At 67.4% G+C, this 14,097-nt stretch carries 15 protein-coding genes; all 15 read right to left on the bottom strand.

All coding sequences use genetic code 11. The annotated features are described in order from the left end of the window. A partial coding sequence (locus AC1DOP_RS22040) for an IS1/IS1595 family N-terminal zinc-binding domain-containing protein (RefSeq protein WP_477253372.1) occupies window positions 1–225 on the bottom strand: 225 nt, incomplete at its 3' end. Between the two features lie 78 nt (window positions 226–303). Then, complete coding sequence (locus tag AC1DOP_RS22035; RefSeq protein ID WP_477253370.1) at window positions 304–2,700, bottom strand: DNA polymerase II; 2,397 nt, start codon at window positions 2,698–2,700, stop codon at window positions 304–306. Window positions 2,701–2,710: 10 nt separating this feature from the next. Next, window positions 2,711–3,535, bottom strand: coding sequence for a ferritin-like domain-containing protein (locus tag AC1DOP_RS22030; protein ID WP_442123238.1), 825 nt, complete (start codon window positions 3,533–3,535; stop codon window positions 2,711–2,713). 97 nt (window positions 3,536–3,632) lie between these two features. After that, on the bottom strand, window positions 3,633–4,271 hold the full coding sequence (locus AC1DOP_RS22025; protein WP_477253368.1) for a lytic transglycosylase domain-containing protein: 639 nt from the start codon (window positions 4,269–4,271) through the stop codon (window positions 3,633–3,635). 4 nt (window positions 4,272–4,275) lie between these two features. Next, on the bottom strand, window positions 4,276–4,944 hold the full coding sequence (locus AC1DOP_RS22020; RefSeq protein ID WP_442123240.1) for a response regulator: 669 nt from the start codon (window positions 4,942–4,944) through the stop codon (window positions 4,276–4,278). Window positions 4,945–4,960: 16 nt separating this feature from the next. Continuing rightward, entirely contained in the window at window positions 4,961–5,482 is a 522-nt protein-coding gene (locus AC1DOP_RS22015) for a type II secretion system protein (RefSeq protein WP_442123241.1), read from the bottom strand. Further along, a complete protein-coding gene (locus AC1DOP_RS22010) occupies window positions 5,482–5,844 on the bottom strand; it encodes a type II secretion system protein (RefSeq protein ID WP_442123242.1) in 363 nt (120 codons plus the stop codon). Before AC1DOP_RS22010 ends, AC1DOP_RS22015 begins: the two co-directional genes overlap by 1 nt. Window positions 5,845–5,873: 29 nt before the next feature. Next, entirely contained in the window at window positions 5,874–6,344 is a 471-nt protein-coding gene (locus tag AC1DOP_RS22005; protein ID WP_477253365.1) for a type II secretion system protein, read from the bottom strand. Further along, window positions 6,341–8,650, bottom strand: a complete 2,310-nt coding sequence (locus AC1DOP_RS22000; protein WP_442123244.1) for a cohesin domain-containing protein — start codon at window positions 8,648–8,650, stop codon at window positions 6,341–6,343. Before AC1DOP_RS22000 ends, AC1DOP_RS22005 begins: the two co-directional genes overlap by 4 nt. Before the next feature lie 9 nt (window positions 8,651–8,659). Then, a complete protein-coding gene (locus AC1DOP_RS21995) occupies window positions 8,660–9,076 on the bottom strand; it encodes a hypothetical protein (protein ID WP_442123245.1) in 417 nt (138 codons plus the stop codon). Window positions 9,077–9,210: 134 nt separating this feature from the next. Continuing rightward, window positions 9,211–9,825 (bottom strand): hypothetical protein, encoded by a 615-nt coding sequence (locus AC1DOP_RS21990; RefSeq protein ID WP_442123246.1) that lies wholly within the window; start codon window positions 9,823–9,825, stop codon window positions 9,211–9,213. Then, complete coding sequence (locus AC1DOP_RS21985; protein ID WP_442123247.1) at window positions 9,822–10,358, bottom strand: PilN domain-containing protein; 537 nt, start codon at window positions 10,356–10,358, stop codon at window positions 9,822–9,824. Before AC1DOP_RS21985 ends, AC1DOP_RS21990 begins: the two co-directional genes overlap by 4 nt. A 5-nt stretch (window positions 10,359–10,363) precedes the next feature. Next, window positions 10,364–11,173, bottom strand: a complete 810-nt coding sequence (locus AC1DOP_RS21980) for a hypothetical protein (protein ID WP_442123248.1) — start codon at window positions 11,171–11,173, stop codon at window positions 10,364–10,366. Further along, entirely contained in the window at window positions 11,151–12,851 is a 1,701-nt protein-coding gene (locus AC1DOP_RS21975; protein ID WP_442123249.1) for a GspE/PulE family protein, read from the bottom strand. The genes AC1DOP_RS21980 and AC1DOP_RS21975 overlap by 23 nt, the downstream gene beginning before the upstream one ends. Then, the gene (locus AC1DOP_RS21970) at window positions 12,848–14,038 is read right to left on the bottom strand and encodes a type II secretion system F family protein (protein WP_442123250.1); all 1,191 of its coding nucleotides are present in this window, start codon (window positions 14,036–14,038) and stop codon (window positions 12,848–12,850) included. Before AC1DOP_RS21970 ends, AC1DOP_RS21975 begins: the two co-directional genes overlap by 4 nt. Window positions 14,039–14,097: the final 59 nt, after the last annotated feature.

Raw genomic sequence — 14,097 nt, 5'->3', positions numbered from 1 at the left:
GCAGCTACGGCAGCGGTAGCGCTGCAGTCCGTGCGCATGGCCGTGGCGAWAGGGTTTGTCGGCCTGGCAGTGCGGGCAGCAGAGTGGCATGCCGGGTTGCTCGACGATCTCGAGTACACGGTCGAGGCCGGCCGCCGATTGCAGCAGGTCGAGCAGGCGGTCGCGCTGGCGCCGCGTCAGGCTGGACAGGCGTTGCAGGAACTGTTCGAACTGCCGTGCTTGCATGCTGCCTCCATCAACGGTTCAGGTCGACATTGGACCGCAGGCTTGCAGAAAAGATTCCACACTTGGCGCGAACAGCGCCTAAAACAAAGCCCCCTGCGGACTGGTCAAGCGCCCGAAACTATCCCCCATGAACGGCAAGATCGCATCCGCCACCGGCTCCAGCTGCCTGGTCAGATAGTGCTCGTAGTCGATCGGCGCCCCCGCCCCCGACTCGCGGACGTCGAGCGGCTCCGGCCCGGCGGTCGTCATCACATAACGGATCCAGCCGCCGTTGCGGTACTGCGCCGGCCGCCCTTGCCGGATGTGGAACTCATCGGCGATGCGCGCCGCGCGCACGTGCGGCGGGACGTTGCGTTCGTATTCGTCCAGCGCGCGGCGCAGGCGCTTCCTGTACACCAGCAGTTCCTCGAATTCGCCGCCCAGGGTGCACGCCACGTAGTCGCGCACGTAGTCCTCGTAGGGCTGCTCCTTGAAGATGCGCTCGTACAGTCCTTGCTGGAACTGCTGGGCCAGCGGGGTCCAGTCGGTACGCACCGTCTCCAGGCCCTTGTAGACCATCTCGTCGCTGCCGTCGGCACCGGTCGCCAGGCCGGCGTAGCGCTTCTTGCTGCCCTCGTCGGAGCCGCGCACGGTCGGCATCAGGAAGCGCCGGAAGTGGACGTCGTATTCCAGCTCCAGCGCGCTCTCCAGCCCCAGCTCGTCGCGCAGGGTCTCGCGCCACCAGCGGTTGACGTGGTCGACCAGCTCGCGGCCGATCCGCAGCGCGTCGTCGTCCGCGTGGGCGCGCCCCAGCCAGACGAAGGTCGAGTCGGTGTCGCCGTAGATCACCTGGTAGCCGCGCTCTTCGATCAGCTCGCGGGTGCGGTGCATGATCTGGTGGCCGCGCATCGTGATCGACGAGGCCAGGCGCGGATCGAAGAAGCGGCAGGCGGTGGTGCCCAGCACCCCGTAGAAGGCGTTCATGATGATCTTCAGCGCCTGCGACAGCGGCGCGTTCTTTTCGCGCTTGGCCGCTTCCCTGCCCGCCCACACGCGCGTCACGATGCCGGGCAGGCAGTGCCGGGTGCGCGAGAAGCGCCCGCCTCGAAAGCCCGGCACGGTGGCTTCCTCCGGCTCGGCCAGCCCCACGACCAGGCCGACCGGATCGATCAGGAAGGTGCGGATGATGGACGGGTACAGGCTTTTATAGTCGAGCACCAGCACCGAGTCGTAGAGGCCGGAGCGCGAATCCATCACGAAGCCGCCGGGGCTGTCGGCGCCCGCCACGTCGCCGATGTTGGGGGCGACGAAACCCTGGCGGTGCATCAGCGGGATATAGGAGTGCTCGAAGGCCGCCACCGAGCCGCCGCTGCGGTCGGCCGCCAGCCCGGTCACGCTGGCGCGCTCCAGCAGGAAGTGCATCAATCCGGTCTTGTCGAAGATGCGCGTGACGAGTTCGCAGTCCTTCAGGTTGTAGCGGGCCAGGGCCGGCTTGTCCTCCTCGAACATGCGGTCGATCGAGGCCATGCGGTCGTAGGGATTGTCGATCTCCTTGCCCTCGCCCAGCAGGCTTTGCGCCACCGATTCCAGGCTGAAGGAGGGAAAGCTCCAGGTAGCCGAGCGCAGCGCCTCGATGCCGTCAATGACCAGGCGGCCCGGGATCTGCACGAAATAATGCTCCTGCTTGCCGCCGTGCTCGCGCCATTCCATCGCCGCGCCGCCGCGTCCCAGCCGCAGCGGATGGCGCAGGCCCTCGGCATGCTTCTGCAGCACCCTCAGGTCGAACTGCACCAGGTTCCAGCCGATCACGGCATCCGGATCGTGGGTCCGGAACCACGCCTCCAGCCGGTCCAGCAGGACCAGGCGGCTCTCGCAGACCTCGTAGGCGAAATCGAGGCCGGAGGGATCGCCATTGGGCGGCCCCAGCATGTAGACCTGGCGCTGGCCGCAGCCTTCCAGCGCGATCGAGCGCAGCTCGCCCTGCATGGTGGTCTCGATGTCCAGCGAAACGGTGCGGATCGCCGGACGATAGTCGCCGTCGGGCCTCAAGTGCCCGTCGAGCAGCAGCTGCGGGTCGCCCGCCGCCGGCGCGCCGGCAAACAGCACCGGCGCGCTGATGAAGCGCTCCATCAGGTAGCGTTCGGGCGGACGCACGTCAGCCTCGTAGACGTCGACGCCATGCTGGCGCAGGCGCTTTTCCAGTGCCAGCAGCTTGCGGTAGTGGCGGCAGTAGAGCCCGAGCACCGGACGGTGGTGGAAGTCGGTCAGCGCCAGTTCGCGCAACTCCCAGCCCTTTTCGCCGCGCAGGACGAATTCGGCGGCTTCGCGCTGCTCGGCCGGGATGAAGGCGACCGCGCGCTGGCCCGGCACGCGCACGCGGCGCGGACCGTCCTCGGTCGCCAGCCAGAACTCCAGCTCGACGCCGGCGTCCAGGTCGCGCCAGTGCCGGGTCAGCAGGAAACCGCGCGGATGACTGCTGTCGCCTGCCTCGTCCATCTTTCTATTCTCAGGCGTCGAAGGAAACGCTGTCGCCACGATAGCGCGCGAGTTCCGCCTCGGTAAAACCGGCGCGGCGGCGCGCGTCCAGGTTGAACGGCCCCTTCAGCACCGGTGCCTTGTAGTGTACCGCCAGCTGCTCGTAGGTGGAGACCGGCTCCAGGCCGCGCTCGGCGCACAGGCCCAGGTACCAGCGGTTGCCGATCTCGACGTGGCCGACCTCGTCGCGCAGGATGATGTCGAGGATGTCGGCCGCCGCGATGTCGCCGGCCTGGGCCAGCTTGGCGCGCAGCGGCGGGATCGCGTCCAGCCCGCGCGCTTCCAGGGTGCGCGGCACCAGGGCCATGCGCGCGAGGATGTCGCCGCGGGTCTTCGCCACCATCTCCCACAGGCTGTCGTGGCCGGGAAAGTCGCCGTAGGCATGGCCGAGCGTACCCAGGTGGGCGTCCAGCAGCGAGAAGTGATAGGCCTCTTCCTTCGCCACCCGCAGCCAGTCGGCGTAGTAGTCCGCCGGCATGCCGGGAAAGCGCCAGACGGCGTCCAGGGCCAGGTTGATGGCGTTGAACTCGATATGGGCCAGGGCGTGGACCAGCATCGCACGGCCCTCCGGCGTGACCATCGAGCGGCGGCCGACCAGGCGCGGCGGCACCAGCTCGGGTTTGGCGGGGCGGCCGGGAATCGCGCCTTCCGGCTCGAAGACGGCGGCGGCGTCGAGTGCGAGGGTGCCGGACGCCCAGGCTTGCGCCAGCGCCGCTACGCCATCGCATTTGCTGCGCGGGTCCGTTTCAAGCAGGTGGATCAGTGCGCCTGCGCGCAGCTCGGCGGATACGGACATCGTCGTCAATGCAAAAAGGCGCAGTGTACCAAATCCGCCGGGCCCGCCGGTCGAAGGCCTTGCTTCGTCCAGCGCCACGGTCATTCAGCCAGGACCCCTATCGCCGATCCGATGCCCCGGCCGGAGCATCTGCGTCCCGCGCATCGCGATTCGAGCGGTAGCGCGATTGCACCTGCTCCACATAGCGCAGGGTTTCCTTGAACGGCGGAACCTTCCGCCCATACTTGAGCAGCGCTTTCTCGCCCGCATTGTAAGCCGCAAGGACGATATCGAGCTGGTTGTCGTACTTGTCGAGCAGATAGCGGAGATAACGGGCGCCGCCATTGACGTTCTGGGCCGGATCGAAGACGTCGGCCGTACCGAAGACCCGTGCGGTGTCCGGCATCAACTGCATCAGGCCGGAAGCGCCGCGGCTGGAACGTGCCTGCACGTTGTAGCCGGATTCGACCGCGATGACCGCATGCAGCAGCGCGCCATCGAGTCCGAAGGCCTGGGCGGCGGCATCGATGATGCCGTCGTAGCGGGACCGCGGCCGCGACGGGCCGGCCTGTCCTCCGGACGCGCGCACGGCCGCCGCACGCTCTGCCACCAGTACCTCCGCTTTCTGGTTCTGCGGACGGGAGTTGGTCAGTACGACGATATTGTCGCTGCCCACGTAGGTATAGACATCGGCGCAAGCGGTCGATGCCACACCGGCAATCGACCACGCCACGGCGAACCTGGCATGTCGTCCCATGGCATCAATGCTCCCCAAACGTGTGCCCCAGCAGTCCCTGGTCGATGGCGAAGGCCGTGAGGGCTGAAGCATTGTGCATGTCCAGTTTCTGCATCAGGTTCGAGCGGTGCTTCTCGACGGTCTTGACGCTCAGTGTGAAGTAGTCCGCGATGTATTTGTTCGTGTGGCCTTCGGCAATCAGTTTCAGCACCTGGCGCTCGCGGTGGGTCAGGTCGCCGAGCGGCGTCGCGGAAGCTTCGCGCCCTGCATTCAGGTAGCGCTGGATGACTTCACCGGAAACGTCGGGACTCAGGTAAGTCTTGCCCGACAGCACGCTGCGGATGGCCACCTGGAGCTCTTCATGGGTGGCGTCTTTCAGCAGGTAGCCGTCGGCGCCGGCACGCAGGCTCGAATGAATGTACTCGTCGGCACGATGGATGGTGACGATGATGATCCGGATCCGCGGGTAGCGCTTCTTGATGTCGATGACGGCTTCGATGCCGCTCATGCCCGGCATCGAGATGTCCATCAGGATCAGGTCCGGACTCATGGTCCGCAGCGCCGCGATCGCGTCCTTCGCGTTCCCGAGGTCGCCGACCACCTCCAGCGTCGGGTCCATCGAGATCAGCGAACGCATGCCGGCGCGCAGCAGCGCATGGTTTTCGACAATCATGATCTTTCCGATCTTTTCCATGTCAACTCCTGTCTCGTTATTGTGATGCGGGCCTCTGCGACAATGCGGTATAACGTCCGGGTGCGAAAACGAAAACCCAATCGCCATAACTGCGCGCGCCGGCAAATGCGCGGTCGGCCAGCCGGAAGTTCCCCTGTTTCAGCGGGACGCCAGCAGCGCGGCTATAGACGCCCATGATCTCCCCGGCGGCGCTCTTGACGAGGCCCCAGTCGTCGTTTCCCGTCATGGGGTCGCGGTAGACTTCACGCAAATGGCGGACGGTGCCCGGCTGGCGGGGATCGCGCAACAGATCCGCCAGCGCCATGGGAAATTTCACCGCCTGCGGCGGCGCATGCTCGTAATAGTGGATGATCGCGCTGCGGATCTGGTGACCGGCGAACAGGAGTTGCTTCTCGCGCTCGCGCTGGACACTATCATGCCATCCATCCACCAGCTTGACCATAGAAACACCGATGCCGGCAACCATGATCAGGACCATGAGATAGGCAAATCCGCCTTCGCGGGCGCGGGGACGCAAGGAAGCACGCGGGAACACCATCACCAGTCTCCATAGATGCTGCCGTCCAGAGCCTTGCCCTCGGCCCCGCTGTGCAGATCGGCGACGCCGCCCTTTTCAGGGGTATCCGGCGGCACCGCCACCCAGCTGTCGGCCTTGCCGGTCAAGGGGTCCACCGGAATCGCGCGCAGATAATGCATGCTGACGAGCTCAGCAAGGGTCTCCGGGTACACGCCATGGTCTTCGTAGTACTTATCGAGAACGTGACGCATCGCGGCGAGGTCGGCACGCAACACTTGCTCGCGCGACAGGTCGACGCTGTGGAAATAGCGGGGAACGCCTATCGTCAGGAGCAGCGAGATGATGCTCAGCACAACCAGGAGCTCCACCAGCGTGAATCCCATTTTCCGGCACTTGCATGGTCTCATGACGATCACCACCGCCTGTAAGGAACACCGTTGATGCCCACCGCTTCGCTGCGCGAGTGGACGTCGAATACATCCTCGCCCTCGCGCGGCTCGTCGGCGCTGCTCGCGTATTCGCGTTTTGCCCAGGTCGCATCGTTATCGAGCGCGGGATCGCTTGCCATCGGATCCCGCGGAATGCTGCGAAGGAAATAGAGGCGCGCCTTGCCGTTCGGGTCGGCCGCGTCGCGCTCGCCCTCCACGAGGACCTTGAGGCTGGGCGGATAGCCCGAACTGCGTGCCGAACGGATGATCCTCCCCTCCTCGACCGCCCGGTGGTAGGCGTCGATCGCCTCCCGCATGTCGATCAGCACGCGCCGCAGTTCGGCCTCGCGTTCACGCCGCACCGCCAGTTCCGCCATCGGGAAGGCAAGGCTTGCGAGGAGGCCGACGATGGCGAGCGTGATGACCATCTCGATCAGGGTAAAACCGCGGCTCATAGCGAGGTCTCCAGCGACAGCGGCGCCGTCGCATTCACCGGCAGGGCCTGGCCGCCCGCGTCCGTGCCGGTTGCGCCGCCGGCCTTGATCTGGGTCTGCGGCGCGCTCGCGAGCACCTCGAAGGTGGCGCTGACGACACTGCCCGCCCCGCTCGAGCCGGCCGTGCCGGCGTTCGCAAGGCTGATCGCGATCTGGCCGTTGCCGGCCCCCAGGTTCTTGGAAAACTGGGACGGCGCTCCCGCCTGGGTCACGAAATTGCCTTCGCTGACGTCCACCGGACGCAACACCGCCGGATCGTATTCGAGTACCAGCGCCAGCGATTTCACGGCCTGCGCGCTCTGGGCATTGAGCGTGACGCTGACCTTTTCGCCCACCTTGGCCTGGCTCGGACCCTGCCATGTCAGCACCACCGGTTGTCCCGATGGCACGGCCGGCGGCGGCGGCGCCGAGGGCTGGCCCGGAACCAGCGCCGTGTGCGGCCCCGGGCGGCTGCCCGTTGCCGACGTGCTGACCTGGCCGAAGGATCGCGCCAGCAGTGTGCCGTTGCGCGGACTCGCTTCGGTGCCGGCCCAGAATTCCGCGCTGCGGGCGTCGACGCTGCGCCTGCCGCCGACGACGTGGGGCGTAATCGACAGCACGATCTCCGTCTTGCGCTTGTCGTTCTTCCGGCTCGAGAACAGCGAGCCGAGCACCGGCAGGCTGCCCAGGCCCGGGATGCGGCTTGCGCTGTCGCGGTCTTCGTCGTTGATCAGGCCGGCGAGAATTTGCGTCTCGCCATCCTTCAGGCGCAGGACGGTGGTCGCATTGCGGGTACCGACCTGGTAGGCCAGCGTGCCCGACACCGTGTTCTGTACTTCCTTCACGATCGAGCTGACCTCGAGGTTGACCTTGATGCTGACGTCGTTATCCAGGTGGATCTCCGGCTCGACCTCGAGCTTCAGCCCCACGTCGAGGTACTGGACGTTCCCGGTCACCACCGGCGTCCCGGTCGATACCGGCGTGATTGCATTGGTGATCACGGGAACCCGGTCGCCGATCATGACCTTCGCCTTTTCGTGGTTGCGCGCACGGATCCTGGGACTGGCCAGCAGGTTCGAATCCCCGTCCTGCCACAACATGTTCAAAGTAAGCGCCGGTACCGGACTGACGATGATGTTGTCGCCATTGATATGCCGGAAGGACTCGACCGGCAGGCCCGCAGCCAGGCCGTTGGCCTGGAGCGAGAAGTTCAGCGACGACGGGTAGTTCACGCCGATCTCCGACAGCTTGGACCGGCCGACCTCGAGCACCTCGACCTCCAGCATCACTTCCGGGTCGGCGATGTCCTGGTCCTCGACCAGCCGGCCGGCCAGCTCGATCACGTCCGGCGTGTCGCGCATGATGATGGAATTGGTCTTCTCGTGGACGAAGATGTCCTTGGTCTTCAGCAGCGTCTTGATCATCGTGACGAGCTGCTTGGCGTCCGCGTTGACCAGATGAAAGCTGCGGATCTTCAGGTCCTGGAACTCCTTGATCTTGGCTGCAGTGTTCTGGTAGACGAGGATGGTGTTATCGCTCAGCAGCTTCTTCTCCAGCTGGGTCTGCAAGAGGATGAGGTCGACGGCATCCGCGACGGCGATGTCCTTGACGAAGATCGAGATCTTGGTATCGGTCTTGACTTCCTTGTCCAGCAGGACGTTGATGCCGCTGGACCTCGCCAGGGCTTCGAAAACCACTTTCAGGGTCGCGTCGCGAAACTGCAGGGTCACGGGGCGGCGGAACTTGGCGTTCAAACCCGTTCCCGACGCCAAGATGTTGGCGCGCTGCTCGTCCAGCTGGCGCTGAAGGGTCCGGGCCCCGGCGTGCCGCTCGTTCTCGAGCAGGATGCGGTGGATATATACCTGGGCCGCGTCGACGTCGTTGTTCTTCAGGGCGGCGGCCGCGGCGTCGAGCCAGGCGGCATGCCGCTGTTCGCGGTCCAGGGCCTCGAGCCCGGCCCGGGCGCCGCCGTCCATGGGAGCGATCCGCAAGATCCGCGCATACAGCTCGCGCGCGAGCTGGTCGCGATGGGCTGCGCGCGCCGCATCCGCTTTTTCGAGCATGCCCGCGACGGTATCGGCCTTCTGGCGCAGCAGATTGGCACGATAGGCGGCGTTGCCCGGCTCCAGCGCGCTCGCCTCCTCGAGCTTGTGCAAGCCTTCTTCCGGCTTGCCTGACCCTATCAGCTGCATGCCCTCGCGCTGGAGGCGCTCGGCGGCGCAGCCACCCAGCAACAAGCCGACAGTGCTGCACAGGACGGTCAGGCGGCGGACATGCGAGGTAATCATGGGGTGGCCTCAAACCGGGTCGGTAATGGGAACGGACTGGCGCAACTGGAGCGGCAGGTAAGTCATGACGAGCCCGCCCGGCAGGATCCGCTCCAGCCGGTAGGTGTTGTCGATCGTCTCCCCTTGCTGGATCAGCAGCAGCTGCTCGCCGCGCATCAGCATCACCACCTGCTGCGCCCCATCCTTGTAGCTGCCCACGTAGACGAAGGGATTGGGCGGCGCCGAGGGGGCCGGCGGCGGCGCCGGCGGCGCAGCGGCGGCTTGCTTCGGGCCGGCTTCGGCGGCGGGCGGGGGAGTCGCGGGAGCCGACCAGTTGGTCGCCGCAAACGGATCGGCGATCTCGGCTTTCATGACGGGTGGCGGGTCGGCGGGTGCCGCAGCCTGCGGTACGGATGGCGGCGGCGCGCCGGGTACGGTCCTTGCCACAGGCGCGGCTCGCGGCGCCGCCCGCGCGGTCCGCCGGACCGGCTCGGATACCGTCTCGGGACTCCAGCAGGCCGCCAGCAGCGCGGCGAGCACGAGATTCAAGCCGGCGCGGCGATGCTTGTGCAGAGTGGCGATCACGGCGCCGGCCTCATGAAATAGGCAAGCCTGACGGTCGCATCGAGGGCCGGATCGCTGAGCTTCGCGCGGCGGAACTGCACATCGAGCAGGGCCACGGCCCGCTCCCGCGACAATACGGCGGACAGGAAGCGCCGCACCTGCGGATAGCTTCCATGCAAGGGCAGCGTCACCTCATAGCGCACGATCTGTCCGCGCGCCTCCCTGGCGACCGAATACGCACCGTCATTCAGGGACAAACCGTATTCGCCCGCATAGCCCACCAGGCGGTCGAGCCGGTCCGGGAACTGGCGCTCGTCGGCGAGCGCGCTGCGCAGCCGCTCGATGCCGTCCGCAGGCACGGGATCGACGATCGCCGGCCGCTGGGGACGGGGTACGCTCAGGCGCTGCCGGGTGGCCGCGATCGCGTCCAGCGAAGGCGCGATCGACAAGGGATACAGCGACGCCGCGGCGAACGCCAGCAGGATCGCTGCCATTCCCTGGGGGCCGAGCCGGCTCCGCAACAGGAGCAGATGCTGCCGCAGCGCGGCCAGCCGGGCGGCCAGGACCTCGTGCCGGGATCGCACTGGCCGCGGCCCCGTACGAGCCTGGGCAATGAAGGCGGAAATGCTCATATGCTTCTCTCCCATCTCAATTCCATCGAAAACCTGACCGCTTGCCGGGGATCGGCCGGATCGACATGGTGTTCGCGCAGGTACACGCCCGGATAGGCGCCGCTCTCCTGCAGTCGTTTCAGGAAGGCCAGGAGCGCCGCCATGCTGCGCGCCTCCCCGCCGAGCTGCAGCTGCGGCCGTCCCGGCGTCGGGGTCAGCGACAGCAGGCTGACGTCTGGTCCGGTGTTGTCCTCGATCGCCGAAAACAGGCGCTCCCAGGGCTTCGCGAGTTCCGCACGCAGCTGCGCGGCCAGCGTCTCGTCGGAAGGCGCCAGGCGTTTGCGCGCTCGCTCCTGGCCCTGCTTCGGCGCGCCGTGTCCGGCCACCTGCAGGCGCGCCTCTTCCAGTTGCTGGAGTTGCAGGGCCGACTCCGCCAGCCGGAAGGCATACAATCCCTGCGCCGCGCAAGCCAGCAGCGCCGCGGCGAGGGCCAGCGCGGGCGCCCGCAGCCAGCGCGGTGCGTGATGCCCGTGGTCCAGCCGAAGCAGGCGCATGCGCTTCATGCCGCTCCCTCCACATCGCCGGCACCGCCCAGGAGCAGGATGCGCCAGCCCGGCACCGGCGCCGGCGTCGTCTCCGTAGCGCGGGAGGCGTCGTCGAGATACACCACGGCGGCTTCGCGCTGGCCGTCATGCAGGCACTCTTCGCGGGCCAGCAGGTCCGCCAGCGCCGAATGCCACTGGGGCGTCACGCGCAAGCTGCGGGCGCAGATCCAGGCGCCCTCCTCCCAGCGCGCCATGCCAAGGCTGCCGGCGTCATGCAGCAGAAGCCAGCCCGCCGGCTCCGTCAGCTGCGACAGATGGCGGTTGGCGCTGTCCGCCAGGGCCGGCACCACGGAACGCAGACGGATGCCATGCTCGCGCAGCACTTCCTCCAGCGTCGCGATCAGGTCCGGGTCGACGGCGCTGGCCAGGCGCGGCCGCTCGCCGTGCCGGCGGTCGACCCGGATGTCCCAGGCGGCCGTGCCCGCATCGTAGAGCTGGCTGAACCGGTGGCGTATGTAGACAGCTTCCTCGTCCTCGTTCACCAGCGCCGCGGTCTTCGACAGCACTGCATAACGCACCATGCTGTCGGCCAGGACCACGCGCGCGCGACCGCCCGGCTGGCCCAGTTTGTCCAGCTGCAGTGCCAGCGCTTCGAGCGCTGCCGCCCAGGGCAAGCCGGCGCCGCCGGCTCCGGTGTGCGGGAGCACGCCGCCGGTCTCGCTGCGCCGCCAGCCGCCCGGCGACAGCCTGGAATGACGGCGGCGCACGCCGACCGCGGCGTGGCCAACGCGGATGTCCCAGTCAACGAACGACAAAGGTGACACGATTAATCTCCTGCAACGTGGTCTGGCCCGACAGCGCGATATCGACAGCGATCTCGCGCAACTGGCGTGTACCGTTCCGCTCGGCGGCTTCGCGAATCAGGCGCAGCGGCGCCCGCGCGACGATGAGTTCCCTGATTTCGTCATTCAGCAGCAGCAGTTCGCCGATCGCGCGCCGGCCCCTGAATCCGGTGCCGCGACACTCGCCGCAGCCGCAGCCCGCCATCAGGCGCGCGCCTGCCGCGCGCGACCCGTCGATGCCGGATTCCGCCAGCAGGGCCGGATCGGGGACGACCGGCCGGCTGCAGGCCGGACAATTCACCCGCAGCAGGCGCTGGGCGATCACGCCGTTCAGCGCCGACACGAAGCTGTAGGGATCGACCCCCATGTGCATGAAGCGCCCGATCACGTCGAAGACATTGTTCGCGTGGACAGTCGTGAAGACGAGGTGACCGGTGAGCGCCGACTGCACCGCGATCTGCGCCGTTTCGGCATCGCGGATCTCGCCCACCATGATCTTGTCCGGATCGTGGCGCAGGATCGAGCGCAGGCCGCGCGCGAAGGTGAGTCCCTTCTTCTCGTTGACGGGAATCTGCAGCACGCCTGGCAACTGGTATTCCACCGGGTCCTCGATCGTGATGATCTTGTCCAGCCCATGGTTGATCTCCGCGATCGCGGCATACAGCGTGGTGGTCTTGCCGCTGCCGGTCGGCCCGGTCACCAGCACCATGCCGTAGGGGACACCGGACAGGCGGCGCATCATGGCGACCGCGTCGGCATCGAAGCCCAGGCTGTCGAGCCGCAGGCCGCGCATCTGGTCCGACAGGCTCTGTTTATCCAGGATCCGGAGGACGGCATCCTCGCCGAAGATGCTGGGCATGATGGAGACGCGGAAGTCCACCTGGCGCTGGCGCACCGTGACCTTGAAACGCCCATCCTGCGGCACCCGGCGTTCCGCGATGTCGAGTTCGGCCATCACCTTGACGCGCGAGACGATCTGCTCGGCCTGGTCCGCCCCCGCCAGCGTGGCGGCAAGGGTCAGCACCCCGTCGACCCGGTACTTGATCGACATGCCCGCATGCCCGGTTTCGAGATGGATGTCGCTCGCGCCCAGCCTGACCGCATCGTACAGCGTGGAATCGACCAGTTTGACCACTGGACTGGCATGCTCGCTGATGCGAAGAAAGGTCAGCTCTTCCGCCTCCTGGTCGGCCTGGACGTCGGCGCCGGCCTGCGGGACCATGCTGTCCATGGCACGCAGGGTTTCCTCGTGGCGCCGCAGGAAAGCCTGCAGGTCGAGCCGATGCGCCAGGCGCCAGCCAAAGCCCGCCGGCAGGCGGGTTTCGACCCAGGCCGCCAGCCCCGGCGCCAGGGGATCGGCCGTAACGGCGACCGGCAGACCGTCGGCATCCCGCATCGCCATGCAGCGGCGCTCGCTCGCGTCGCGGAAACCGATGCTGTCGAACAGTGGCGTGAAAGTGGCAAGCGTCGTGGCGTCGACCGGCGCATAGCCCAGCGTCCGCCCGAGCCGCCCGAGGAATCGCTGCGGGTCCAGCCCCGCCGCCTCTTCCAGGATTTCGGTGGCGCGTCCCGGCATGTCTCCCGCCTGCCGCCGCGCCGCGCGCAGTTCTTCGGACGAAAACCGGTCGCGGGCGGCATCGGCGATGACGGCGGCGTTCATTGGATGTTCCCCGCGAGGTCGAAGATCGGAAGGTACATCAGCACCACGATTCCGCCGATCATGGCACCGATGACGATCATCAGAATCGGCTCGAACAGCTTGGTGAACTGCTCGATCCAGCGGGCCAGCTCTTCTTCGTAGAAGCTGGCGATGCGCTCCATCATCTCGCCCATCTGCCCGGTCCGCTCCCCCACCCGCATCATGCGCACCGCCACCGGCGTCGTCAGGCCGAAATGCTCCATGGAGCGCGAGATCGCATGCCCTTCACCGATATGCCGGGCCGCCATTGCCAGCTGGGCCCGCATCTGCATCTGCAGCAGATCGCTGACCATCGGCAGCGCGGTGCCGATCGGCAAACCGCCGCGCAGCAGCATCCCGAGGGTCCTGTACACGCGCGAGAGGTAGAACAGGCGCAGGCGCGCGCCGATGGCCGGCAGCTGCCACGCCCGGCGCTGGCACCAGGCGCGCACCGGCACCAGCCGCGCGGCATACACCGCGCCGCCAAGGCAGGCGGCGCCGGCCGCCAGGATGCCCAGGCGATTTTCGCCAAGGAATTGTCCTGCCGTCATCAACAAGCGGGACGCCCACGGCAGTTCGCCGCCGATGTCGGCATAGACCATGCTGAAGCGGGGAACGACGTACATCATGAGGAAGACCGTCACCAGCACACCGACGACTGCCAGCACCACCGGATAGATGGAGGCCCCGACGAGATGCCGGCGCAGGCGGTCGACCTGGCCCTGGTAGTCGATGTAGCGGCCGAGCGCCTCTTCCAGCGCCCCGGTGCGCTCGCTGGCGCGCAGGGTCGCGATATACAGGGGGGGAAGCGCGGCGCCGCCATGCTCGATGGCATAGGACAGCGGCCTGCCCTCGTACAGCAGGGCCACCATCTGCCGCAGCACGCGCGCGATCTCGGGCCTGCTTTCCTTGTCGGCCAGGGTTTCGAGCGCCTCGACGACCGCCAGTCCCGCCCTGAGCAGGGCCAGCAGCTCCTGGCTGAACAGGGACAGCGGAAAGCGGGGCGGCCGGCGCCGGAACACCCTGCCCCAGGCGGCGGCGCTGCGCAGCGACAGCAGGGCGTGGCCCTGCGCCAGCACCTGACGCGCCGCGTCGTCGCGGTCGATCGCGTCGATGTCGAGCGTCGCGATGTCCACGCCGGCGCGGATGATCCTTGCCTGGAACTTCATGACCGTCCCCCGATGCGGACGGCGCCGGGCTGGAGCGGCGAACTGCACAGTTGACGGTA

The organism is Massilia sp. 01N410, assembly GCF_056399665.1.
Note: the sequence above shows the minus strand (reverse complement) of the source record. Positions and strands in the feature narration are given on the sequence as shown.

Coding starts and splice junctions, on each gene's coding strand:
- AC1DOP_RS22035 (WP_477253370.1), bottom strand. CDS start 2,700: ATGGACGAGGCAGGCGACAGCAGTCATCCGCGCGGTTTCCTGCTGACC.
- AC1DOP_RS22030 (WP_442123238.1), bottom strand. CDS start 3,535: ATGTCCGTATCCGCCGAGCTGCGCGCAGGCGCACTGATCCACCTGCTT.
- AC1DOP_RS22025 (WP_477253368.1), bottom strand. CDS start 4,271: ATGGGACGACATGCCAGGTTCGCCGTGGCGTGGTCGATTGCCGGTGTG.
- AC1DOP_RS22020 (WP_442123240.1), bottom strand. CDS start 4,944: ATGGAAAAGATCGGAAAGATCATGATTGTCGAAAACCATGCGCTGCTG.
- AC1DOP_RS22015 (WP_442123241.1), bottom strand. CDS start 5,482: ATGGTGTTCCCGCGTGCTTCCTTGCGTCCCCGCGCCCGCGAAGGCGGA.
- AC1DOP_RS22010 (WP_442123242.1), bottom strand. CDS start 5,844: ATGGGATTCACGCTGGTGGAGCTCCTGGTTGTGCTGAGCATCATCTCG.
- AC1DOP_RS22005 (WP_477253365.1), bottom strand. CDS start 6,344: ATGAGCCGCGGTTTTACCCTGATCGAGATGGTCATCACGCTCGCCATC.
- AC1DOP_RS22000 (WP_442123244.1), bottom strand. CDS start 8,650: ATGATTACCTCGCATGTCCGCCGCCTGACCGTCCTGTGCAGCACTGTC.
- AC1DOP_RS21990 (WP_442123246.1), bottom strand. CDS start 9,825: ATGAGCATTTCCGCCTTCATTGCCCAGGCTCGTACGGGGCCGCGGCCA.
- AC1DOP_RS21985 (WP_442123247.1), bottom strand. CDS start 10,358: ATGCGCCTGCTTCGGCTGGACCACGGGCATCACGCACCGCGCTGGCTG.
- AC1DOP_RS21975 (WP_442123249.1), bottom strand. CDS start 12,851: ATGAACGCCGCCGTCATCGCCGATGCCGCCCGCGACCGGTTTTCGTCC.
- AC1DOP_RS21970 (WP_442123250.1), bottom strand. CDS start 14,038: ATGAAGTTCCAGGCAAGGATCATCCGCGCCGGCGTGGACATCGCGACG.